This window comes from Rhizobium sp. BK098, from assembly GCF_014193155.1.
GTDB lineage: Bacteria > Pseudomonadota > Alphaproteobacteria > Rhizobiales > Rhizobiaceae > Rhizobium.
In genome coordinates this window covers 26,333-48,008 of record NZ_JACHYY010000006.1, presented here as the reverse complement: position 1 = coordinate 48,008, position 21,676 = coordinate 26,333, and the positions used below count along the sequence as shown (strand labels likewise).

Sequence of the window (21,676 nt, the reverse complement as noted above, 5' to 3'; positions counted from 1 at the left end):
GCAGCAGGTTACAAAGCCATCAGGTATTTGACGAATCGTGCGAGAACAGAATGAATCTGTTAAATCAATTAGTTCCCCTGTTTCGGAATCTGCAGAATCTCGGGAGAACGCGGCTGATGATCATGGGAGGCGTAGGCGCCGCCTCCGTGCTGCTGATCCTTTTGGCGGCCCTCTACGTCAATAAGCCCGCTCAGGAGACGCTGTATGTCGGCCTGGACGCGACGGATCTCAATCAGATCAGCATCGCGCTCGCTGAAGCCAAGATCAATTTCCAGGTCGGCACGGACGGTTCCAGCCTGACCGTTCCGGCAGGCATGACCGGCAAGGCCCGCGCGCTTCTCGCCGAGCGCGGCCTGCCGACGAGCGGCAAGGCCGGCTATGAGCTCTTCGACAATGTCGGTTCGCTCGGTCTGACTTCCTTCATGCAGGAAGTTACCCGCGTGCGTGCTCTCGAGGGTGAAATCAGCCGCACCATCACTTCTATCGCCGGTATCAGCGCTGCCCGCGTCCACATCGTCATGCAGGATGTCGGCAACTTCCGGAAGGCGGATCAGAAGCCGACGGCATCGGTCATGATCCGCGCGAGTGCGGAGGCTGCCCGCAAATCGGCTTCGGCTATCCGCCATCTTGTCGCCTCTGCCGTTCCCGGCCTGGAGGTCGACGACGTCACCATCCTCGATTCCACCGGCCAGCTCCTCGCATCGGGAGATGATCCTGGCAACGGAGCGCTGAGCCGCAATCTCGGCATCGTGCAGAACGTCCAGAGCGAAGTCGAATCCAACATCGACAAGGCCTTGGCGCCCTTCCTCGGCATGGACAATTTCCGTTCCAGTGTGACGGCGCAGTTGAATACTGACAGTCAGCAGGTGCAGGAAACCACCTTCGATCCCGACTCGAAGGTTGAGCGCTCCGTCCGCACAGTTAAGGAAGCGCAGAAGTCGCAGCAAAGCCAGCCGGACACCGCAGCCACCGTGGAGCAGAATATCCCGCAGGCGGCTCCGAAATCCGGTGGCAACTCGCCGACGTCGAACGACCAGTCCGACAAGCGCGAGGAGCAGACCAACTACGAAATCAACAGCAAGACGACGGCCACGACCCGCAACAGCTACAAGATCGAAAAGCTCTCCGTTGCCGTAGTGGTCAACAAGGGCCGCATCGCGCAAATGGTCGGCGAAGGTGCCGACCAGGCGAAGGTCGATGCCTATATCGCCGAGATGCAGAAGATCGTCGCAACGGCAGCGGGCGTCGATCCGGCCCGCGGCGACATCGTCACTGTCAATGCCATGAATTTCCTCGACAGTCAGCTGCTTGAAGATACGTCCTCCAGCTTCAGCATCACCGACATGCTGAGCCGCAACATGGCTGGCATCATCAACTCGCTTGCCTTCGTCGCCGTCGCTGTCCTGATCATCTGGATGGGCTTCCGTCCGCTGATCCGCTCGCTTGGTGGTGCAAATGGCAGCGCAGCGCTGCCGGAAGCGGCTGGCCTCGAGCTGCCAGACTTCGCACCGGCTGTGGGTGGCCCTGGCGCGGCTCTCATGGACGGCTTCGGCTCGGACTTCGGTTTCGACAGCACCGACGATCTGCTGACCATGGGCGACGATGCCGGCACCTTCAACCGCCGCGTCAAGGAAGGGCCGGAGCGCCGCCTGTCCCGTATGGTGGAAATCAGCGAAGAGCGCGCAGCAAAGATCCTCAGAAAATGGGCCGTCGACCAGGCAGCCTGATGAAAGGACCGGGAAATCTCCCGGTCTTTTTTGTCTAGGCAGGTGGCATTGGAGCCTGCAGCGCCGTCGATTTGAACCTGTGATTAATTAGTCGCTATAAGCCGAATTGACGTGTTCGTAAGATGGAATTCAAAGGACATACAGTTGTTGGGTATGGAGAATCGACTTACAAATACTGTGCTTATTGCGTAATACATGAATAAACGGAACGATTCGGCCCGCTTTTCGGCGTTTCGCATGTCTAGGTTCGTAGAGTTCAAAGCGGAAAGATTTAGTCCATGGTTCGCGGTTTGTGTTTGCGGCGATGTATGCCGACACGATTGCGGATGTCGAATTCAGAGGCGAGCTATGCTCACCTTCCCGAACCCGCCGGGATGTATCTGTGCCGCGGTCGAGAAAGACCCGGCTTCGATGTTTCATCGAGATACATCGCCGGTTCTCTGAGGTGAAGGGATTGGGTTCTGACGAAACAATGCTCTCGTTGACGGCCGATCGTCCAACAGCGGCAGGAAATGCAAGTATGGACATGCAGATATCGCAGGTAAGCAAAGGCGATAGGGATGCGCGATCGAGCGTGCCCGCCAGAGCCATCTCGCGCGAGCAGCTCGTTCTGCAGCTGAGTGCCGTTTCCGGCCCTGCCTATCTGCAAGCCGGCCTTCATGCCTTGGCGAGCTATGCCGGTGCCTCCCATTATCTTCTGGTTCGATCCGATCTCATTCAGGAAAGCGGCCTCGACTTCGTGATTGCCTCCGATTGGCCCTTCGATCTCGTCCGGCGTCTGGCGACGGAACTGACGAGCGGTTATGGCCGTATCGGCGAGTTGGAAAAATGCATGGCGCTGTTTCAGCCGAGCCTGGCGGCCCTGCCGGATGATATCGCGCTGCCTGACGGTATAGGCCGTCAGTATCACGCCTTGACGTTCAATGTTGGCCGAACACGCTTCTCGTTGCTGCTGCTGGCGAATGAAGCGGCAGTACTGTCGCCCGAGCGGCTGAGGGACGTCGGCCTCCTCGCCGGCTATCTCGCCAGCTCGACGCGTTGCTTCGAGGGTAAGCTTGAGCGCGATTTCGAGCTGACCGAGCGCGAACTGGAATGCCTGTTCTGGATCGCCGAAGGCAAGACAAGCGACGAGATCGCCATGATTCTTGGGATCTCGCGCAATACCATCAATAACTACATCACCAGTGTCATGCGCAAGACCGCGACCAAGACCCGCTCGGAAGCGATCGCCTTCGCCGTGCGCAACAATCTCGTTTAAGGGCCGACCGGATGCGCTATCAGCCAGACAGGACAATGGGTATGCCGACCGAATCACGGCTTACCCGTTCCGGGCGGATTTCCGGCCGCTCCGATCTGTTCCCGAAGCTCGTGTCGATGCAGAGGCTGATCGATGCACAGCATTTTGCCGTTTATCGGCTGCACGGCTCAGGCCTCCCGCATAAGCAGCGCCTGGTATGCGAGCTCGATAATTGGGGCTCGGCCAACTCGGTCGCCGGCAAATCCTTCGTTGAGGCCTATGGCGAAGCGCTGATCGAGCATGTCGACAAATCGCTGCTGCCGCTGATGTGGAACGGGCGCGATAGCGACAGCACGGCCGAGACGCCGGATTTTGCCGCCTTCACGCAGCGCCTGAAGCCGCATCTCCTGCCCTTTGCCGGCGTTGCCTTTCCCGTACGGCTCGGTGCCGTCGGCAATGGCTACACCATCTTCACGGCCAAGTTCATGGACCTTTCGAGCGATATGATCGTCGAGCTGCACGGCCGCAGCTGCCAGCTCATGATGGAGCTCCTATCACTGGATGAACGCCGGTCACAGGCTGCCGAAGCGCTGAGCGAGCGCGAAATCGCCTGTCTGCAGCTTGCCGGCGATGGACGCATCAGCGAGGAGATCGCCGAGAAACTGGGATTGTCGGTACATACGGTCAATGCCTATCTCGGATCGGCGACGATCAAGCTCGATAGCGTCAACCGCATCCAGGCAATCGCAAAGGCGATCCGCTTCGGTTACATAAGCTGACGCTGCACCGAAACGGATCATCCTCGCACGTCTTGCAACGCTGGATTTTTCAGACTGCGTGTGCCGCTTCGCCGCGGACGAGATAACGTGCGTCTCTCAGGCTGCGTGCAAGCAGCGCCGTATTTTCGTCCGGGTCGGACGAGGCCTTGTCGAAGGCGATGTGGCTGATTTCGATGCCCGCATAATGTTCCGTCAGCGCGAGCTTGGCATAGATGGTGATGCCCCGCGGCTTGATCTCCAGATCGAGCGTCACTTCCGCCGGCCCGCCCCACTCGAGCTTGTAGTCGCCGCCGAGCCCGAAGTTGACCGTCCCGGGAAGAAAATAAAGCTCAGCCGCCGAGGCCACGAGATCACCGAGATTGCCATATCGTTCGAAGCGCAGCAGCGAGATCAGGTCGGCGGCATCGAGAAGGCGCAGTTCGCTTGCGACCGGGCTGATGGCTTCGGCTAATATTTCTTCGCGTTGGGCAGAGTAGGGGCATTTTTTCATTTGGTTTATCGTACCCGTTTTTTCGTCTGCGCCGCATAGACCCGATGGATGAGCTCTGCGACAGCTTTGTAAAATGCTGATGGTATGACGCTATCAACCGAGACTTGCGCAAACATGGAGCGTGCGAGTGGCGGATCTTCGAAAACGGGAATATTGTTAGCCTCAGCTATCTCCCTGATTTTCAAGGCAATGAGGTCCTGGCCCTTGGCAACGACGACGGGCGCGTCGTTTTCCTCGCGCACATATCGCAGTGCGACGGCAAAGTGGGTCGGGTTGGCGATGACGAGCGTGGCGCGCGGCACCTGTTTCATCATGCGGCGGCGGGCGCGGTCGCGCGCGATCGAGCGCTGGCGCGACTTGACGATTGGGTCACCCTGCGATTGCTTGTGTTCGTCCTTGATTTCCTGTTTCGTCATCTTCAATTGGTCGAACCAGTGGTGTCGGCTCCACAGCAGGTCGGCGATGCCAACGACGATGGTCGCCAGCAGCACGATAATCAGGATGCGCTGAACGATCGTCGAGAGCCGCACGAAGATGGTCTGCGGGTCGGACACCATCGAATCGATCGCGTGGAAATACTGGCTGCGCAGCACAAAAAACATGACGATGCTGACAAGCACGATTTTTGCGAGGGATTTGCCGAATTCCACCAGGCCGGTGGCGCTGAAGATGCGCGTGAACCCTTTGGCCGGCGATATGCGCGAAAACTGTGGCCTGATTCGTTCGAGAACGGGGGTCGGCAGGTTCTGGAAGATCGAGGCGCCGATCCCGAAGACGAAGAAGAGCACCACGGCCGGCAGCACCATATTGCCGACTTCCCAGCCTATGCGCGTAAACAGCGATATGGCGTCCGGGCCTGTTTCCAGCTGCCATTGATCCGGCTTTTCGAAGAGGTCGCGCAGAACCTCGCCCATGCGGCCCATGCGCTCTGGCAGAAAGAAGGTGACGTAGATGACAGTCGCGAGCATGGAAGCAAAGAGCGTCGCTTCCCTGGAGTGAGGAACATTGCCCTTCTCGATCGTATCGCGGAGTTTTTTCTCCGTCGGTTTTTCTGTTTTACTGTCCTTGTCTTCGTCAGCCAAAGCAGCCGCCCTTTGCGAAACGGAAAGAGGCCGCGCATGATACGCGGCCCTCAGATCATCAGTTTACGATGTTTTGGCTGAGTCGCGCCGCGCTTATGCGGCTTCTTCCACAGGCGTATTTTCTTTGGCCTTGAGCTCGATCTGGCCGGAGTTGGCCAGACGAATGGCTTCCTGGGCGATGGCACGCCGGGCAATTGCGATTTCGCGCGGATTGATGCCTGCATTGCCCATCTGCAGGTCGGATTCGATCATGCGGCGCTGACGCGGGCTGATCGAGGACAGCACGATCTCCCGGATCTCGTTGCCGGATCCCCGCAGCGCCATCGTCAGGATGTCGGCGGCGATGTCGTTGAGCAGCAGGACGCGGCTCGGCTGCGGCATGCGCGTGAGATCGTCGAAGAGGAAGATCTTCGGGCGAACCTTCTCGACCGATTCCTTGTTGATCGATTCCAGCGAGCTCAGCAGGGTATCGACCACTGGCTTGTCGAGTTCGTTCATCAGGTCGGCGACCTTCGTGGAACCGGAGGCGTTGCGCTCTGTGTCGATCTCCGCCATCAGCCCGACCACGCGGTTTTCGATGATCTGGGCAGCCTTCGGGCTGACATCCTTGATGTTGACCGTGCGGTTCATGATGTCGGCGCGCTGTGCCTCGGGAAGCTGCAGCAGGATCTTGGCACCGAAGGCCGAAGGCATCATGGAGAGCACATAGGCAATCGTCTGAGGATGCTCGCGCAGGAAGAACTTGGCAACGAAGACCGGATCGGCCTCGCCCAGGCGATCCCAGATGGAGGTCTCGTAAGCCTGGAAGGCGGTACGGCGGCCGAGCAGACTGTCGACCTCGTCGGGCGTCAGGCCTTCTTCGAGGATGCTCTCGATGGCCTTGGCGTTGTCCATGAGGCCGGCGCCCTCGGTGAAGAGGTCCTCGAATTCCGCCACGAGCTGCGCCAGCTCGTCCGGCGGAATAACTCGCAGTGACTGTGCCGAGGCGATGATCATCTGCAGCTCGTTCTGCGTGAAGTATTTCAGCAGCCGTCCAGCCACTTGCTTGCCCATGGCGAGAAGGACGGCGGCTGCCTTTTCAGTCTGAGATAACGGTTTCTCGGCGATCGCGCCGCTGAAATCGTCAAAGTCCATCATGGTCTTCGTCTCCGTCCCGCAAGGGGGAGTGGGCTCGTCATGAGCAGGGTTCAGCTTTTCTTCGCGTTATAAATTTCAGTGAGCTTGATGCCGAATCTGGTGTCGTCATGTTCCAGAACGGTAATCTCGCCCCGGCCGATTTTGCGGCCGTTAACAGTAATCTCGACCGGCTCGCCGATCTTCTTGTCGAGCGCGATGATTGCGCCTTCAGTCAGGTTCATCAGGCCGGATACCGGCATGCGGCTGCTGCCGAGCATGATCTGGACGTCGATCGGGATGTCCATGATCAGGTCCATATTGGCGGTCAGCGCGCTGCCGGGAGCAACCGATGCGGCCGCCGCCGAAGCGACGCCGAATTCGCCGTCATCGAAGGCCGGAGTGGAATTGTCGTCGCCGAAATCGCCGAAGGTGGAAAGGTCCGTGCCCGTTTCGGCGCCGAATGCGTCGGCCTCGAAGTCGGGCAGGCTGCCGTCATTGTCTTTCTTCAGGACGCCCCGCAGACCATCGATGGCCTCGTCCAAGGCGGCATCGCTGTTCGAAATGTCGAGCGATTCCTCGCTGCTTTGCTGTGTCGTCTTCGTAGCCATGAAATCACTATTCCAGTTGAAACTTGCCTCAAGCTGCCGTGAGTGGGCTCACACGCCAGCAGATCAATTCATCAAGTGTCGAAGAAGCTCGTCGTCGGAGTTGACGTTGTCCTTGACGCGCACGGTATAATTTTCGCCAGAGCGGCCGAATTCGCAGATGTAGAGGTCTTTGCTGTTGGCGCTGACCTCGACCCGGACGTCGCCGCTATGATCCATGAAGGGAATGACATCGCCGACCGCGAGCTTGGAAATGGTATCGAGCGTCAGCGATTCGAGCCGAACTCGCGCTTCGAGCGTTACCTGCGAGCGACGCACCTGCTCGCTGAGCTGCTCCGACCATGTCTGGGAAGCGGTCGTCGGGTTCTTGGCGCGAGGCGTGCTGACGACGGTGCGCAGCAGGTCGCGTTGCGGTGCGATGATAACGATCTGCGAAATCGACTTGCCGAGCGAGATCGTCATCGTGATCGCAGCGGCAAAATCGTTACCGTTGTCACCGATGGCCGCCGGGCGGTCCTCGATATTGTAGGGCGGATCGAGGTAGGGCTCGAAACCGCCGGCTGCATTCACCGCCGAGCGAAGCACTTTGGCGATCTTTTCGAACACCATGACGGAAAGATCGAGTTCGATCACTGAAAGTGGCCGCGCGACCGGCGCTTCCATATCTTCCGCGCGCGCACCCAGCATATGCTCCATCAGCGTCATGATAAAGCCGGCGCCGCAGCCGAGGATAAAGTTAGGCGCCCAGTTGCGCAGCGAACCGTTGACCAGCGCATGATGGCCACCGAGCCCGGCGATCAGCTCGTTCATCGAGCCGGACTGATGGCCGGCATAGGCGATGTTGATGTCCAGGCCCGTCTCGGTCTTGATGATGTCGGGCAGGAATTCGGCATAGACCTGGGCGAAGGCGGTGCCGAGTTTCGCAAGCGTCGCCTGATCGCCGAGATTGCCCGTAAGCTTGGCAAAAAGGGTGCGGTCCATCGTCTGTGCTCTGTGCGCGGATTGCTGGCTCATATTCGTCAGGCTGCCTTGCTCTCACCGCCGGGGTTCATCATTTCCTGCTCGACGGCATCGATCGATGGACGTTCGTAGGAAGAGATGGTCTTGCGGCCGTATTCGAGGGCGACCTGCGGGACTGATCCGTTCATGTAGGCAAGCAGCGTCTGCTTCACGATGACGTAGAGGCGATGCTGCTTGTTGCGCACGACCTTGATCTGAGAGACCAGCGGTGCGCAGACGGAATAGGACAGGATAATGCCGAGGAAGGTGCCGACCAGCGCCGAACCGATGAGATGGCCGAGCACTTCGGGTGATTCGTTGATGTGGCTCATGGCCTTGATGACGCCGAGAACGGCAGCGACGATACCGATCGCCGGGAAGGAATCGCCCATGATCGTGATCGAATGATAGGGCTTCATCTTGTCGTGCTGCATCGTTTCGAGCTCTTCGTCCATCAGTGCCTCGATCTCGTGCGAGCGGGCATTGCCGATGATGATGAGCCGGACGTAGTCGCAGATGAAAGCCGTCAGATCCTTGTTCTTCAATACAGTCGGAGCAGCCTTGAAGATCGCCGATTCATCGGGATTGTCGATATGGGCTTCGATCTCGTTGCGCGACTTGGTGCGCAGGTCGCGCATCAGGGCATAGAGTACGCCGAGCGTGTCGAGATAGTCACGCTCCTTGGGAACCGCGTGGCGGAAGGCCTCTCCGAGCGCTTTGCCGGAATCCTTCACCACCTTCATCGGATTGGCCATGATGAAGCCGCCGAGACCGGCGCCTGCGATAATGACGAATTCGAAAGGCTGGAACAGCGCGCCTACATCTCCGCCCATAGCCATGAAGCTGCCTATGATGCAGCCGCAGGTCACTACAAATCCGATAATAATATTCATCGTCGGTCCACACCTGAACGTTGCTTCATATGATGAACTAGGGGACCTGCCTTGCGTGAGGCTGTTCGATGGGTCTCCGAACATCCTTTTTGCCTTGTCAGCTTCGCACAAGCCAAGCCCTGCAGGATTGCGGGTAAGGGCATCCATGCCCCGCTAACGAAATGTAGGAGCGCCTGCGGCGTTTCCTTTCCCGTTATTCTCCAATGTCCGGAGGGCGTTGAAAATGCAGTCTGGTATTTATGTCGCGCTGTCATCCCAGATGGCGCTCGAGCGGCGTCTGACGACGATCGCCGACAATCTGGCGAACGTGAACACGACGGGCTTCCGTGGCACCGAGGTCAAGTTCGATCAGGTCCTCAGCAATACGGAAAACAAGCTCAATGCCAAGGTCGCCTTCGTCTCTCAGGGCAATGATTATCTCTCCACCGACAATGGCGAACTTCAAAACACCGGCAATCTCTTCGATTTTGCCGTCAAGGGGGATGCCTATTTCGGCATGAATACGCCGGCCGGCCTGGTGCTGACGCGCGACGGCCGCTTCACCATGACCGAAAGCGGCGCGCTGGTTTCCACCCGCGGCTTCCCGGTCCTCGATCCGGGCGGTGCGCCGATCCAGCTCGACCCCGCCGGCGGTCCGCCGAGCGTCGCGTCGAACGGCACGATCACGCAGAATGGCCGGAGCATGGGCCAGATCGGCCTCTATAGCGCCGATGTCAGCAAGGGCTTCCTGCGCTACGAAAACAGCGGCATCCTGCCGACCGATACGCCGCAGCCGGTGATCGATCGCTCGAGCATCGGGATTGCACAGGGCTACCTCGAAAACTCCAACGTCAACGGCATGCGGGAAATGACCAATCTTATCGAGGTCAGCCGTGCCTTCGACAATATCAGCACGCTCACCAGCAGCAGCGAAGGCACGCTTACCGACGCCATCAAAACCCTCGGCGGCAGCCAGTAAAGAGGGCTTGTCATGGTCGAGGATCGGTTGCCGGAGGGCGCGCTGTCGCCGAAGCTTTCGCATATGGCCGTCCTGGCGGGCCAATATGCGCTGGCGGAGAATGCCGTGGCCCATGGCGGTCATGTGCGCACCATCGCCGCTGGACACTATACGGTTGCCGGTCTTTCCAGGCAGGTGCGCCTCGGCGATTTCGTCGCGCATCGGTCGTCGACCGGTGTCCATCTCGGCGAAGTCGTTCGCGTCGAACCCGAACTCACCTATGTCTGTCCGATCGAGCCGGGCGAGCCGATCGGCATCCAGGACACCATCATCCGCAAGGGTGCTTTCCGTATCGCGCCCGATGACAGCTGGTGCGGCCGCACGATCAACTCGCTCGGCGAGCCGATCGATGGCCTTGGTCCCCTGACATCGGGTCTGGAAGCGCGCTCGATCGCAAATACGGCACCGCCGTCGATGATGCGAAAGCGCGTCGAAACCGGCTTCAAAACCGGCGTTCGCGCCATCGATATCTTCTCGCCGCTCTGCCTTGGCCAGCGCCTCGGCATCTTCGCCGGCTCCGGCGTCGGCAAGTCGACGCTGCTGTCGATGCTGGCGAGAGCCGATGCTTTCGACAAGGTGGTGATCGCGCTCGTCGGCGAACGCGGCCGCGAAGTGCGCGAATTCATCGAGGATACGCTGGGTTCCCACATGCAGAAGTCGGTCGCCGTCGTTGCGACCAGCGACGAGAGCCCGATGCTGCGCAAGATGGCGCCGCTTTCGGCCATCACCATAGCCGAGCATTTCCGCGACAGGGGCGATAACGTTCTCCTGATCGTCGATAGCGTCACCCGTTTTGCTCATGCCATCCGCGAAGTGGCGACTGCCTCCGGCGAGCCGCCGATCGCACGCGGATATCCGGCGTCCGTCTTTACCGAGTTGCCACGCCTTCTCGAGCGGGCAGGCCCGGGACCGGAGGGAACCGGCACCATCACCGCCATCATCTCCATCCTGGTCGATGGCGACAATCATAACGACCCGATCGCCGATTCCACCCGTGGCATTCTCGACGGTCACATCGTGCTGCAGCGTAGCCTGGCCGAAGAGGGACGCTATCCGCCGATCGACCCGCTGGCATCCGTGTCGCGTCTGGCGCGCAAGGCCTGGACCTCGGATCAGGAGAAGCTGGTTTCGCGCCTGAAGGCATTGGTGCATCGCTACGAAGAAACGCGCGATTTGCGCCTGATCGGCGGTTATCGCCAGGGCGCCGACGCCGATCTCGATATCGCGGTGCGCCAGGTCCCGATCATCTACGACATACTGAAGCAGACGCCGGGCGAAGAGCCGTCGGCGGATGCTTTTACCGATCTCGCGACGGCGCTCAGGAATGCTTCGGGCGGCGTCCCCGCCAGGGCCAAGTGATGGCCGTCCGTCGCACGATCTCGTTTTTTCCTGTCCGCAAGCCTGTCGAAGATTGCTGAACGTCATGCTGAGAAAGAGGCCGCAAGTGAGAGAATCCGAAGCAGACGAACCGGTCGCCCCGCCGAAATCGGCGAGAAGGCGGACTGTTGCGGACAAGGCTCTGGCCTTTACCGGGCTGGCGCTGGCCAGTGCCTCGGCCTTCTTTCCCTGGTATGTCTTTCTGAACCCGGAGAAGTTCGGCATCCAGGTGGCCGAAGGCGATCGCACCCGCGATCTGCCCAACTGGCCTGGCCGCGCCGTTGTCAGCGTGTCGCCGCTTGCCATGGTCAACAAGAATCCCTCGCAACCGAAGGATATCATCCCCGATCCGCTGACGACGGCAACGGTCAGCAATACCGGCCGCGAGGATGACAAAGGGCCGCCGGCCGATCAGCAGCCGTTCCCGGGCAAGTCTGCCTTCCAGCTGCTGCATGTCGCCAATGGCCGCGCTCTGATTGAGGACGACACCGGCATGTATGTCGTCCGTGTCGGATCGCTTCTGCCTGATAGCAGCCGGCTGGCTTCGATCGAGCAACGGGAAGGAAAATGGGTCATCGTCACCTCGACGGGCGATGTCTACGGCAGCAATTGAGGCAAGCACGGAATCGCCTGGATTTCAGGCACTCGAAGACTTTACAGGAACGCATTTCCCGCAAGTCCCACGCAAGATTATCCCGCTAGATTCACAGTGTAAGAACGGAGAGAAGCCCATGCAACCCATTCAGCTCTTTGACCTGGCCTCGCGGCAAGCGGAGTGGCTCCAGGTGCGTCAGCAGGTTGTTGCCGGCAATATCGCCAATGCCAATACCCCGAAGTTTCACGCCAAGGATGTCACGCCGTTCCAGGCGGTTCTGGACAACCAGAACGTCAACATGGTCCGGACCAGTCCTGCGCATCTTTCGGGCAACGAATTCAGCACGAGCGGCAACGTCAACGTCGAAGAGGCGCCGCTCAACCAGGAAATTGGTGTCCAGGAGTCGGGTAACACCGTCGGCCTGGAGGACGAGCTCGCCAAGGCCGGTGACATCAAGCGCCAGTACAGCTTGAACACTGCCCTCGTCGGCTCCTTTCATCGCATGATGTTGATGGCCGTAAAACAATAGATGAAGTGAAGATGTCATGGACCCCTTATCAGCCGCATTGAAGATTGCAGGCTCCGGCCTGGAGGCTCAATCGACTCGCCTGCGTATCGTCTCCGAAAATATCGCCAATGCCCGCTCGACGGGCGACACGCCGGGTGCCGATCCTTATCGGCGCAAGACCGTGACGTTCGGTGCCGAGATGGATCGTGCCAATGGCCTGACCACGGTCGGCGTCAAGAAGCTCGGCGAGGACACCGGCAAGTTCGTCGAAGAATACGATCCCAGTAATCCTGCCGCCGACCAGAAGGGCTACGTCAAGATGCCCAACGTCAACGTTCTGGTCGAGATGGCCGACATGCGGGAGGCCAATCGTTCATACGAGGCCAATCTGCAGACGGTCAGACAGGCCCGTGATCTCATCTCCTCCACTATTGATTTGCTGAAGAACCAATGATTGACGCGATTAAGAATGTAGCCTCCCTCTCGGCGACACGCGGCCTTGGCAGCATCGCCACGGATATGACCTCCGCCGCTTCCGGCGCGCTGAACGCCTCGCCGGCCGTTGCCGCGGGCGTAGATGCCGGAATGAGCTTCGCGTCCGTCATGTCGAATGTCGCGAAGGATTCCATCAATTCGCTCAAGGATGCTGAAAACGCCTCCTTTGCCGGTATCAAGGGCACGATGAGCACCCGCGAGGTGGTCGATAAGGTCATGCAGGCCGATCAGACCCTGCAGACCGCGATCGCACTGCGCGACAAGGTGGTCTCGGCGTTTCTCGATATTACGAAGATGCAGATCTAGTGCGGGGTTTTCCGCTCTAATTATTTGATTTGGCGTGAGTTGTTCGCAGGCCGCTTCGCGGTTTCGGAGATCCCGCCCTGGCTCGAAGGACGAAAGCATGAGAGCGCTCGCAATTGCCGCGACGGGCATGGACGCCCAGCAGACCAATCTCGAAGTGATCGCGAATAACATCGCGAATATCAACACGACGGGTTACAAGCGCTCGCGCGCCGAGTTTTCCGACCTTCTTTATCAAACGGAACGCGCCAAGGGCATTGCCAACAGGCCGAACCAGGCGGTGGTGCCGGAAGGCGCCAATATCGGCCTCGGCGTGCAGACCGTGGCCGTACGCAACATCCAGGTCCAGGGCCAACTCTCGCAGACGCAAAACGATCTCGATATCGCTCTGGTCGGTCGCGGCTGGTTCCAGATCCAGATGCCCGACCGCACGATCGCTTACACCCGCGCCGGCTCTTTCAACAGAAGTGATACCGGCCAGATCGTCACGCCCGATGGCAACACATTGGCGCCGGGCATTACCGTTCCGAACAATGCCACCAGCCTCACCGTCAGCCAGTCCGGCCAGGTTTCTGCAATCATCGGCACGGCGACCACGCCGACGGTACTCGGCCAGTTGCAGATTGCCAATTTCGTCAACGAAGCCGGCCTGCAGCCGATGGGCAGCAACCTCTTCACGCAGACGCCGGCCTCCGGCGATCCGGTTGTCTCAGATCCCAACCAGAACGGCTTCGGCTACATGAAGCAATTCTATCTCGAATCGTCGAACGTCGATCCGGTCAAGGAAATTACCGATCTGATCACCGCACAGCGCGCCTATGAGATGAATTCGAAGGTCATTACCACGGCCGACGAAATGGCGCAGGTCGTCAGCAAGAACCTGAAGTAACGAGAGGGACGGGCCAAACATGAGGTTTCGCCGGATGAAAAGCTTGGCAATGGCATGGTTCGCCGCAGCGAGCCTCTCCGTCGTATTTGCGTCGCCTACACCCGCCGGTGCGCAGAGCACCGATGGAGGAAGTTTCGGAACTGCCGTAGTGCCGACCGAGACGATCTATCCGGGCGATATCATCACCAGCGGTCAGCTCGAAGAGGTTGATGTTACCAACCCCAATCTGAGCGGTGACTATGCCAAGCGGCTCCGCGAAGTGACCGGCTTGGTCTCGAAGCGCACGCTACTTCCCGGACGCACCATTTCCATTTCCGCGCTGCGCCAGCCATATGCGGTAACGCGCGGCTCCAATGTTCGTCTGGTGATGAGCATGGGCAGCATGACGATCACCGCCGCGGGCACGCCGCTGGATGACGGCGCCGTCGGCGACAATATCCGCGCCCGCAACATGGACTCCGGCATCATCGTCAACGGCACGGTCCTCCAAAACGGCACGATACGCGTGGTCGCGAAATGAAACGGCTTCGTCAATTACTCGCAGTCCTATTCGCATTGCCGAGCCTGATCGTCGCCGATCCAGCGCTCGCGATGCAATCGCGCATCAAGGATATCGCATCGCTGCAATCCGGCCGTGACAACCAGCTGATCGGCTACGGTCTGATCGTCGGTCTCCAGGGGACCGGCGACGGGCTGCGTTCCTCGCCTTTCACCGAGCAGTCCATGCGCGCGATGCTGCAGAACCTCGGCATCTCGACGCAAGGCGGCCAGTCCGCCGCCAAGAATACGGCAGCCGTCATGGTGACGGCGAACTTGCCGCCCTTTGCAAGCCCGGGCAGCCGCATCGACGTGACGGTCAGCTCGCTCGGCGATGCGACGTCGCTGCGCGGCGGCACGCTGATCATGACCTCGCTGAGCGGCGCCGATGGACAGATCTATGCCGTGGCGCAGGGCTCCGTCATCGTATCCGGCTTCCAGGCGCAGGGTGCCGCCGCCACGGTGACCGAGGGTGTTACCACGGCTGGCCGCGTGCCCGGCGGTGCCATCATCGAGCGTGAGCTGCCGTCTCGTTTCAAGGATTCCGTCAATCTGGTCCTGCAGCTGCGCAATCCGGATTTCTCGACATCGATCCGCATTTCCGACACGGTCAACACCTGGGCGACCTCGCGGTTTGGTGCGCCGATCGCAGAAGCCAAGGATTCGCAGGAAGTGACGATTGCCAAGCCGAAGATGGCCGATCTGGCGCGGCTGATGGCCGATATCGAAAATCTCAATGTTCAGACCGACACGCCGGCCAAGGTCGTCATCAATGAGCGCACGGGTACGATCGTCATTGGGGCCGACGTCCGCGTCTCGCCGGTCGCCGTCAGCTACGGAACGCTGACCGTGCAGGTCAGCGAGAACCCGCAGGTGATCCAGCCAGAACCCTTCTCCGATGGCCAGACGGCGATCCAGGACCAGACCGATATCACTGCCACCAAGAGCGGCGGCCGTGTGGCGGTGCTGGAAGGGCCTGACCTGAAGACGCTGGTCGCAGGCCTCAACAATATCGGCGTCAAGCCGGACGGTATCATCGCCATCCTGCAAGGCATCAAGTCGGCCGGCGCCCTGCAAGCGGAGCTCGTGCTGCAATGATCCCGAACGCCATTGCCAGAAATATGCTGATCGGCTGCAGCCTCGCAACGGCAGCCCTGCTCTTGTCACTCGGTGCGGCTCTGGCGCAGGAAGCGCCGAAGCCGGTCGCGGCCGATCCGGCTTCCAGCCAGGATGAGATCCGCCAGTTCTGCACCAATATCGCCGATCCGGCACGAGACCAACGCTATTTGCTGCAGAAGCAGGAACTGGAAAAACTCCAGGCGGACGTCGATCAGCGTATCGCCACCATGGACAAGCGCAAAGCCGAATACGAAGACTGGCTGAAAAAGCGCGATGACTTCCTCAAGACCGCGGATCTAGGCCTGGTCGATATCTACAAGAACATGAAGCCGGATGCGGCCGCAGCCAGCCTCAATGATGTCAGAACCGTCGTGGCGGCTGCAATCATCATGAAGCTCTCCGCGCGCCAGTCGAGCCTCATTCTTGCAGAGATGGATGCGAAAAAGGCGGCGGTCATCACCAACATCATCGCCAGCGCATCCGACCCGAATACATCGAAGTCGAAGGACCCCTCATGAACACGCGTCTTACGGCCGCCTGCGCAATCGTCGTCTTTCTCGCCGGTTGCCAGTCGCAGGCCCTCAGGGAAATCGGCAGGGCGCCTGCCATGAGTCCGATCGGCAGCGGCCTGCAATATGCGCAGACGCCGCAGATGTCTCAATATCCAAAGCGGCCTCATCAGGTCGCACAGGGCTATTCGCTCTGGAACGATTCGCAGGCCGCCTTGTTTAAGGATTCGCGCGCGCTCAATGTCGGCGACATCCTGACGGTCACGATCAAGATCGACGATAAGGCGAACTGGGACAACGAGACCAATCGCAATCGCACGAACAAGAGCGATATGAATTGGGATATTTCGGCCAAGATTTTTGGCTGGAGGCCTGCCACCAACGCCGACGCCACCTCGGGCTCCGACACCAGCACCGACAGCAAGGGCAAGATGCAGCGCTCCGAGCAGATCAACCTTCTGGTCGCAGCTGTCGTGACGGGCATTCTCGAAAACGGCAACCTGATGATCAGCGGCTCGCAGGAAGTGCGTATGAACCAGGAAATCCGCATTCTCAATGTCGCCGGCATCGTCCGGCCGCAGGACGTGACGTCCGACAATACCATTTCCTACGACAAGATTGCCGAGGCGCGCATTTCCTATGGCGGCCGCGGCCGCCTGACGGAAATACAGCAGCCGCCGAGAGGGCAGCAGGCGGTCGACCTGCTCTCGCCGCTCTGATTTGATAGCGAACGGATAGGGATATGGCAGCAGTCGCAGACGAATCGGCAAAGGGCAAGGGATCGTCGCTGATCATGATGGTTGCCGGGCTGCTGGTACTCACCGTACTCGGCGGCGGCGGAGGCTGGGTACTGGGAACCATGGTGGCGCCGCGGATCAAGCAGGCCACTGCTGCGGTGCAGGCGACGGCAAAGGCTGGCGGCGACAGCAAGCAGGCTGCAGCCGCCGCCCAGGCAAACGGCATCATCGCGCTCGATCCGATCACCGTCAACCTCGCTTATCCCTCGCAGAACTGGATCAGGCTGGAGCTTGCGCTCGTTTTCAAAGGGCCGCCTGACGCCCAGCTTGCCCAGGCGATCCATCAGGACATCCTCGCCTATATCCGCACGGTCTCCCTGCAGCAGATCGAAGGCGCCCGTGGCCTGCAATATCTTCGGGATGACATCCAGGAGCGTGTTGACCTGCGCTCGGAAGGACGAGTATCGAAAGTTATGTTCAGAACTTTCGTGATCGAATGAGTCGGCCAGCACTTGCTCTATTTATATTCGTGATTGCTGCCTTGTCGCCTGAACTGGCGGGGGCGCAGCAATTGTCGCAGCAGCTTCCCACCGATCTTCTGAACGCGCCGGTCAACGGCTCGGTTGCTGCCTGGATCATCCGTACCTTCGGGCTGCTGACGATCCTGTCGATCGCGCCGGGTATCCTGATCATGGTGACGAGCTTTCCGCGCTTCATCATCGCCTTTTCGATCCTGCGCACCGGCATGGGCCTCGCAACGACGCCGTCGAACATGATCCTGCTGAGTCTTTCACTGTTCATGACGTTTTATGTCATGTCGCCGACCTTCGATCAGGCCTGGAAGGATGGCGTGCAGCCGCTACTTGCCAACCAGGTTTCGGAAGCCGACGCGGTGCAGCGCATTGCCGAGCCTTTCCGCACCTTCATGTCGAACAATACGCGCGACAAGGACCTGAAGCTTTTCGTCGATCTGGCGAAGGAACGCGGCCAGTCGACGGTCGTCGACAACAAGATCGATTACCGCGTTCTGATCCCGGCCTTCATGATCTCGGAGATCCGCCGCGGCTTCGAAATCGGCTTCCTGGTGGTACTGCCGTTTCTCGTCATCGACCTGATCGTGTCGACCATCGTCATGGCGATGGGCATGATGATGCTGCCACCCACCTCGATCTCTCTGCCGTTCAAGATTCTCTTCTTCGTGCTGATCGACGGCTGGAACCTCTTGGTTGGCAGCCTGGTCCGCTCTTTCCACTGATATGAAAAGCACAAGGCGATCATCAGAGCCGCAGCCCCGATGATCGCTGAAGCTTACTCGGCCGCGATCGCAGCCGAGTTCCGGTCATCTTCCATGAAAGGTTCCGAGCGCTCCGGCAGCGCCGGCACGTCGATGTGATCGGGTGCCAGTCCCTGCTTGGCCCGGGTCGCCATCATTTCGAAAGCCGTCTCCAGATGGTGCGTGAAGCGTTCAGCATCGAAGAGCGGCTTGATGGAGCGATTGGCGGCCAGAATTTGCTTGAACTCAGCGATACGCTCCGGCTGCTCGGCGAGCTGCACGGCCATGTCCTCGTAGGTCTGGATGTCTCCGGCCACCAATTCGGGCAGGCCGATCGCATTCAGCAGGCTTTCGCTGACGCGTGAGGCGAAGTTGGTGCCCTTCACCGTGAGGACCGGCAGACCGCCCCACAGCTGCTCCGATGTGGTCGTATGGCCGTTGACGGGGAAGGTGTCGAGGCCGAGATCGGCCAGCTGCTGGCGGTCGATGTGATCCTCGTAGCGAATGCGAGTGGTGAAGATGACCCGCTTGCGGCTGATGCCACGCGCTTCCAGACGTGCCCAGAGATTGGCCTCTGCGCGGGGACCGTTGCAGAGCAGCCAAAGCACACTGTTCTTGCTGCGCTTCAGAATGTTGCACCACACGTCGACCATCTGTGAGGTGATCTTGCGATTGCCGTTGAAGGAGGCGAAGACGAAGGCGTCTTCGGGAAGCTTGTGCTGCGCGCGGGTCGTCGGTCGCGGCTTCGGACGGTTGAGCGGATCGTTCGGCTGGTAGCATTCGGGTAGGCGGCAGAATTTCTCGTGGAAATGTGGCTTTGAATGATCCGGAAGCACATAATGATCGCCGATGATGTAGTCGAGGTCGATGTTGACGACGGAGCCGGGAAAACCGAGCCAGGAAACATGGATCGGAGCTGCCATATGGTTGAGGATAGCTGCGCGGCTTGCTTTGGTGTGCCCCTTGAGATCGACAAGAATGTCGATATTTCGAGTTCGGATCTCCTCTGCCGCGCCCTGGTCGGACAGACCGCGAACGTCGACCATCGTCCCCCATTTCTGATCATCGAACCCTTGTTCCTTCTGGGAAGCGAGATCGGAATGGTCGAAGAGGGTGATCTCGAACCGATCCCTGTCGTGCAGCTCCAGGGTCCGCTGCATCAGCTTCATCGTCGCGTGGCCAGGCCAGAAATCGGACGAGAGATAGCCGACGCGGATCTTGTTGCTCCACGTGTGTGGCAATTTGCGACGAGCCTCAGCAAGGCCGGCGGGCAGGGGTTTTGTGTCGTGGATAGCATGCTTGTTAATTGCTTCATCGCCACACCAATGCAGGTGGAAGAAGGGGTTGTCCGGGATCACGTAAGCGAGATTGCCCTCTGCCAGTGCCGCTGTGATCGGCGGCATGTACCTGTCGACAACCGCGAGATCGGATATTTCTCGGGCGAAGATCAGATGAAGTATGCGAGCGATGCTGCTGTCGGGATGTTTCTTGAATAGCGTCGCAACCAGGTGCCGGTTACTTTCGTCGTAGAGATCGTCGGTGAGGAGTTTCGATGCCATGAGCCGATGCTCGGCCTTCGGTCCCTCGACCAGTACCGTCTTGAAGCCGCTCAGGAGTTCTTTCTGCTCTCGGCTCAGGAAAATGCGGGCGAGAATAAAGGCAAGATCCGGGTCCTTGAACGCCATTGGAAGGATCAGGTTGCCGACCGCGAGAGCCTGATCGTCATTGCCGCATTCGCTATGAAGCAGCAGCGCCTCGCGAAGATAGTCGTCGCGCTGCGGCTTTTGCCGGCCCGCCAGCTCATAGGCGCTCGCCGCATCCGATCTGAACCCAAGTTTGAGCAGTGTTTTTGCCAGCAACGCATAGGTTTTGGGCGATCTGTCGACATTAAGCAGCTCGTTCAGTGTCTCGAGCGCGCGCGTATACTGTCCCTTCTGATAGAAACCGGACGCTGTCGAAAAGGCATTTTTCGTAGTCACGAGCGAGAACTCCAAGCGGAATGTTGAACTGGCACTCGCCAACAGCCGAGTGCCGGAATCATGGATTCCGCCCGATCTTCGCGCACGTAGCTTGCCTGAAACCGAAGCAGCGGCCGAAAATGCCTTTACGCATTTTTAGCTACGTTCCGGAGAGCTGCTTACCGGCGGATCGAATTTAAGAAATTGGCAAGCAATGGATGCGACTTTCCTTGCGACATGACGGGTTTGGTCCTCTAGGAAAACGGATCGAGGGGCATGAAGCTGCTCCGTCATCGCCGGTATCTCCAGTCCGGTATGTCCTCCTTTTGTATCCAGTTTCCAGGGGACACTCCTATGACCAGCATTATTACCAACAATTCCGCAATGGCCGCTCTCCAGACGCTGCGCGGCATCAGCAGCAATCTGCAGGACACTCAGGCTGCTGTTTCTTCGGGCCTGCGTATCTCCAAGGCTTCCGACAACGCCGCTTACTGGTCGATCGCCACCAGCATGAAGTCCGACAACGGTGCCATCGGCGCGGTTTCCGACGCTCTCGGCCTCGGCGCCGCAAAGGTTGACACCGCTTCGACGGCCGTCGGCAGCGCCATCGATATCGTCGGCCAGATCAAGAGCAAGCTTGCCACCGCCATGGAAGGTTCGGTTGACAAGAAGGCTGTTCAGGAAGAAATCGGCCAGCTGCAGCAGCAGCTGCAGAGCGTTGCCCAGTCGGCTTCGTTCAACGGCGAAAACTGGGTCATGGCTTCGAGCGGCGGCTCCGCTTCGGTCGTCTCGTCCTTCATCCGCGGCACCAACGGCACCGTTTCGGTCAGCACGACCTCCTACGCCTTCGACGCCAGCGCAACCGGCAACGTTCTGTTCGGCTCGAGCGGTGGCACGATCGACACGACTTCGGGCATCCTCGGTACGTCGGATGCGTCGGTTGGCGCTTCGGTCTTCAGCCTCGACATCTCCAGCATGACGACCGGCCAGATCTCCAGTGCCCTCAACATGGTTCAGACTGCTCTGAACTCCATGACCAGCCTCGGCTCCAAGCTGGGCTCCGTCTCCAGCCGTATCGATCTGCAGACGAGCTTCGCTTCCTCGCTTTCCGACTCGATCCAGTCGGGTGTGGGCAAGCTGGTTGATGCCAACATGGAACAGGAATCGAGCAAGCTGTCCGCTCTGCAGACGCAGCAGCAGCTCGCTATCCAGTCTCTGTCGATCGCCAACTCCTCGAACCAGTCGATCTTGTCGCTCTTCCGTTAATAGGAAGAACCAACGCAGCGCGTTGGTCGAAAATCCTAAACAACAAGTTAACCGCACCTACCTAAGGTGCGGTTTTTTTTATATTTTCTGCCTCAAGCCAGTTCAGCTTTTCTTAACTATATTGCTGTTTCTTAGGACCATCGAAGCGGCGAGTTAACCTTAACGATTTTGGTTAACAGGCATGA

At 59.4% G+C, this 21,676-nt stretch carries 24 protein-coding genes; 17 read left to right on the top strand and 7 right to left on the bottom strand.

What is annotated here, in order from left to right:
- Positions 1 to 50 precede the first annotated feature (50 nt).
- From fliF to FHT73_RS16650, 3 genes are all read left to right on the top strand, one after another.
- The gene (gene fliF / locus FHT73_RS16660; protein ID WP_112608103.1) at positions 51 to 1,727 is read left to right on the top strand and encodes a flagellar basal-body MS-ring/collar protein FliF; all 1,677 of its coding nucleotides are present in this window, start codon (positions 51 to 53) and stop codon (positions 1,725 to 1,727) included.
- Positions 1,728 to 2,247: 520 nt separating this feature from the next.
- Entirely contained in the window at positions 2,248 to 2,985 is a 738-nt protein-coding gene (locus tag FHT73_RS16655; RefSeq protein ID WP_015338787.1) for a helix-turn-helix transcriptional regulator, read from the top strand.
- A 41-nt stretch (positions 2,986 to 3,026) separates the two neighbouring features.
- Positions 3,027 to 3,743 carry a helix-turn-helix transcriptional regulator gene (locus FHT73_RS16650; RefSeq protein ID WP_246712153.1) on the top strand — a complete coding sequence of 239 codons (717 nt, stop codon included), beginning with the start codon at positions 3,027 to 3,029 and terminating at the stop codon, positions 3,741 to 3,743.
- Positions 3,744 to 3,792: 49 nt separating this feature from the next.
- Here FHT73_RS16650 and FHT73_RS16645 read toward each other — a convergent pair whose 3' ends face one another.
- From FHT73_RS16645 to motA, 6 genes are all read right to left on the bottom strand, one after another.
- Positions 3,793 to 4,233: a hypothetical protein gene (locus FHT73_RS16645; protein ID WP_015338789.1), complete on the bottom strand. Its 441-nt coding sequence runs from the start codon at positions 4,231 to 4,233 to the stop codon at positions 3,793 to 3,795.
- 5 nt (positions 4,234 to 4,238) lie between these two features.
- On the bottom strand, positions 4,239 to 5,315 hold the full coding sequence (gene flhB / locus FHT73_RS16640; protein ID WP_015338790.1) for a flagellar biosynthesis protein FlhB: 1,077 nt from the start codon (positions 5,313 to 5,315) through the stop codon (positions 4,239 to 4,241).
- A gap of 93 nt (positions 5,316 to 5,408) precedes the next feature.
- Positions 5,409 to 6,452, bottom strand: coding sequence for a flagellar motor switch protein FliG (gene fliG / locus FHT73_RS16635; RefSeq protein ID WP_112336537.1), 1,044 nt, complete (start codon positions 6,450 to 6,452; stop codon positions 5,409 to 5,411).
- Between the two features lie 50 nt (positions 6,453 to 6,502).
- Positions 6,503 to 7,039: a flagellar motor switch protein FliN gene (gene fliN / locus FHT73_RS16630; protein WP_183713073.1), complete on the bottom strand. Its 537-nt coding sequence runs from the start codon at positions 7,037 to 7,039 to the stop codon at positions 6,503 to 6,505.
- Positions 7,040 to 7,102: 63 nt separating this feature from the next.
- Positions 7,103 to 8,050, bottom strand: a complete 948-nt coding sequence (locus FHT73_RS16625) for a FliM/FliN family flagellar motor switch protein (protein ID WP_183713069.1) — start codon at positions 8,048 to 8,050, stop codon at positions 7,103 to 7,105.
- Between the two features lie 5 nt (positions 8,051 to 8,055).
- Positions 8,056 to 8,928, bottom strand: a complete 873-nt coding sequence (gene motA / locus FHT73_RS16620; RefSeq protein WP_015338794.1) for a flagellar motor stator protein MotA — start codon at positions 8,926 to 8,928, stop codon at positions 8,056 to 8,058.
- A 223-nt stretch (positions 8,929 to 9,151) separates the two neighbouring features.
- Between motA and flgF the strand changes: the two genes are divergently transcribed.
- The 13 genes from flgF (at position 9,152) to fliP (ending at position 18,249) form a co-directional block, all read left to right on the top strand.
- Positions 9,152 to 9,886 (top strand): flagellar basal-body rod protein FlgF, encoded by a 735-nt coding sequence (flgF, locus tag FHT73_RS16615; RefSeq protein WP_015338795.1) that lies wholly within the window; start codon positions 9,152 to 9,154, stop codon positions 9,884 to 9,886.
- Between the two features lie 12 nt (positions 9,887 to 9,898).
- A complete protein-coding gene (fliI, locus tag FHT73_RS16610) occupies positions 9,899 to 11,284 on the top strand; it encodes a flagellar protein export ATPase FliI (RefSeq protein ID WP_112397932.1) in 1,386 nt (461 codons plus the stop codon).
- Between the two features lie 85 nt (positions 11,285 to 11,369).
- Positions 11,370 to 11,915, top strand: coding sequence for a flagellar protein (locus tag FHT73_RS16605; RefSeq protein ID WP_112608131.1), 546 nt, complete (start codon positions 11,370 to 11,372; stop codon positions 11,913 to 11,915).
- Positions 11,916 to 12,033: 118 nt separating this feature from the next.
- Complete coding sequence (gene flgB, locus FHT73_RS16600; RefSeq protein WP_112336532.1) at positions 12,034 to 12,426, top strand: flagellar basal body rod protein FlgB; 393 nt, start codon at positions 12,034 to 12,036, stop codon at positions 12,424 to 12,426.
- A gap of 16 nt (positions 12,427 to 12,442) precedes the next feature.
- On the top strand, positions 12,443 to 12,859 hold the full coding sequence (flgC, locus tag FHT73_RS16595; protein WP_112336531.1) for a flagellar basal body rod protein FlgC: 417 nt from the start codon (positions 12,443 to 12,445) through the stop codon (positions 12,857 to 12,859).
- The gene (locus FHT73_RS16590; RefSeq protein ID WP_183713066.1) at positions 12,856 to 13,206 is read left to right on the top strand and encodes a flagellar hook-basal body complex protein FliE; all 351 of its coding nucleotides are present in this window, start codon (positions 12,856 to 12,858) and stop codon (positions 13,204 to 13,206) included. Before flgC ends, FHT73_RS16590 begins: the two co-directional genes overlap by 4 nt.
- Positions 13,207 to 13,303: 97 nt before the next feature.
- On the top strand, positions 13,304 to 14,092 hold the full coding sequence (gene flgG / locus FHT73_RS16585) for a flagellar basal-body rod protein FlgG (RefSeq protein ID WP_015338801.1): 789 nt from the start codon (positions 13,304 to 13,306) through the stop codon (positions 14,090 to 14,092).
- Between the two features lie 19 nt (positions 14,093 to 14,111).
- Positions 14,112 to 14,612, top strand: a complete 501-nt coding sequence (flgA, locus tag FHT73_RS16580) for a flagellar basal body P-ring formation chaperone FlgA (protein ID WP_041677215.1) — start codon at positions 14,112 to 14,114, stop codon at positions 14,610 to 14,612.
- Complete coding sequence (locus FHT73_RS16575; protein ID WP_112397934.1) at positions 14,609 to 15,727, top strand: flagellar basal body P-ring protein FlgI; 1,119 nt, start codon at positions 14,609 to 14,611, stop codon at positions 15,725 to 15,727. The genes flgA and FHT73_RS16575 overlap by 4 nt, the downstream gene beginning before the upstream one ends.
- Entirely contained in the window at positions 15,724 to 16,266 is a 543-nt protein-coding gene (locus FHT73_RS16570; RefSeq protein WP_112336528.1) for a MotE family protein, read from the top strand. The genes FHT73_RS16575 and FHT73_RS16570 overlap by 4 nt, the downstream gene beginning before the upstream one ends.
- On the top strand, positions 16,263 to 16,976 hold the full coding sequence (flgH, locus tag FHT73_RS16565; protein ID WP_112608117.1) for a flagellar basal body L-ring protein FlgH: 714 nt from the start codon (positions 16,263 to 16,265) through the stop codon (positions 16,974 to 16,976). The genes FHT73_RS16570 and flgH overlap by 4 nt, the downstream gene beginning before the upstream one ends.
- A 23-nt stretch (positions 16,977 to 16,999) precedes the next feature.
- Positions 17,000 to 17,494: a flagellar basal body-associated FliL family protein gene (locus tag FHT73_RS16560; RefSeq protein ID WP_112608119.1), complete on the top strand. Its 495-nt coding sequence runs from the start codon at positions 17,000 to 17,002 to the stop codon at positions 17,492 to 17,494.
- A complete protein-coding gene (gene fliP, locus FHT73_RS16555) occupies positions 17,491 to 18,249 on the top strand; it encodes a flagellar type III secretion system pore protein FliP (RefSeq protein ID WP_112608121.1) in 759 nt (252 codons plus the stop codon). Before FHT73_RS16560 ends, fliP begins: the two co-directional genes overlap by 4 nt.
- 53 nt (positions 18,250 to 18,302) lie before the next feature.
- Here fliP and FHT73_RS16550 read toward each other — a convergent pair whose 3' ends face one another.
- A complete protein-coding gene (locus FHT73_RS16550) occupies positions 18,303 to 20,246 on the bottom strand; it encodes a glycosyl transferase (RefSeq protein WP_112608133.1) in 1,944 nt (647 codons plus the stop codon).
- Between the two features lie 333 nt (positions 20,247 to 20,579).
- Between FHT73_RS16550 and FHT73_RS16545 the strand changes: the two genes are divergently transcribed.
- A complete protein-coding gene (locus FHT73_RS16545) occupies positions 20,580 to 21,491 on the top strand; it encodes a flagellin (RefSeq protein WP_183713063.1) in 912 nt (303 codons plus the stop codon).
- The last annotated feature ends 185 nt before the right edge of the window (positions 21,492 to 21,676 follow it).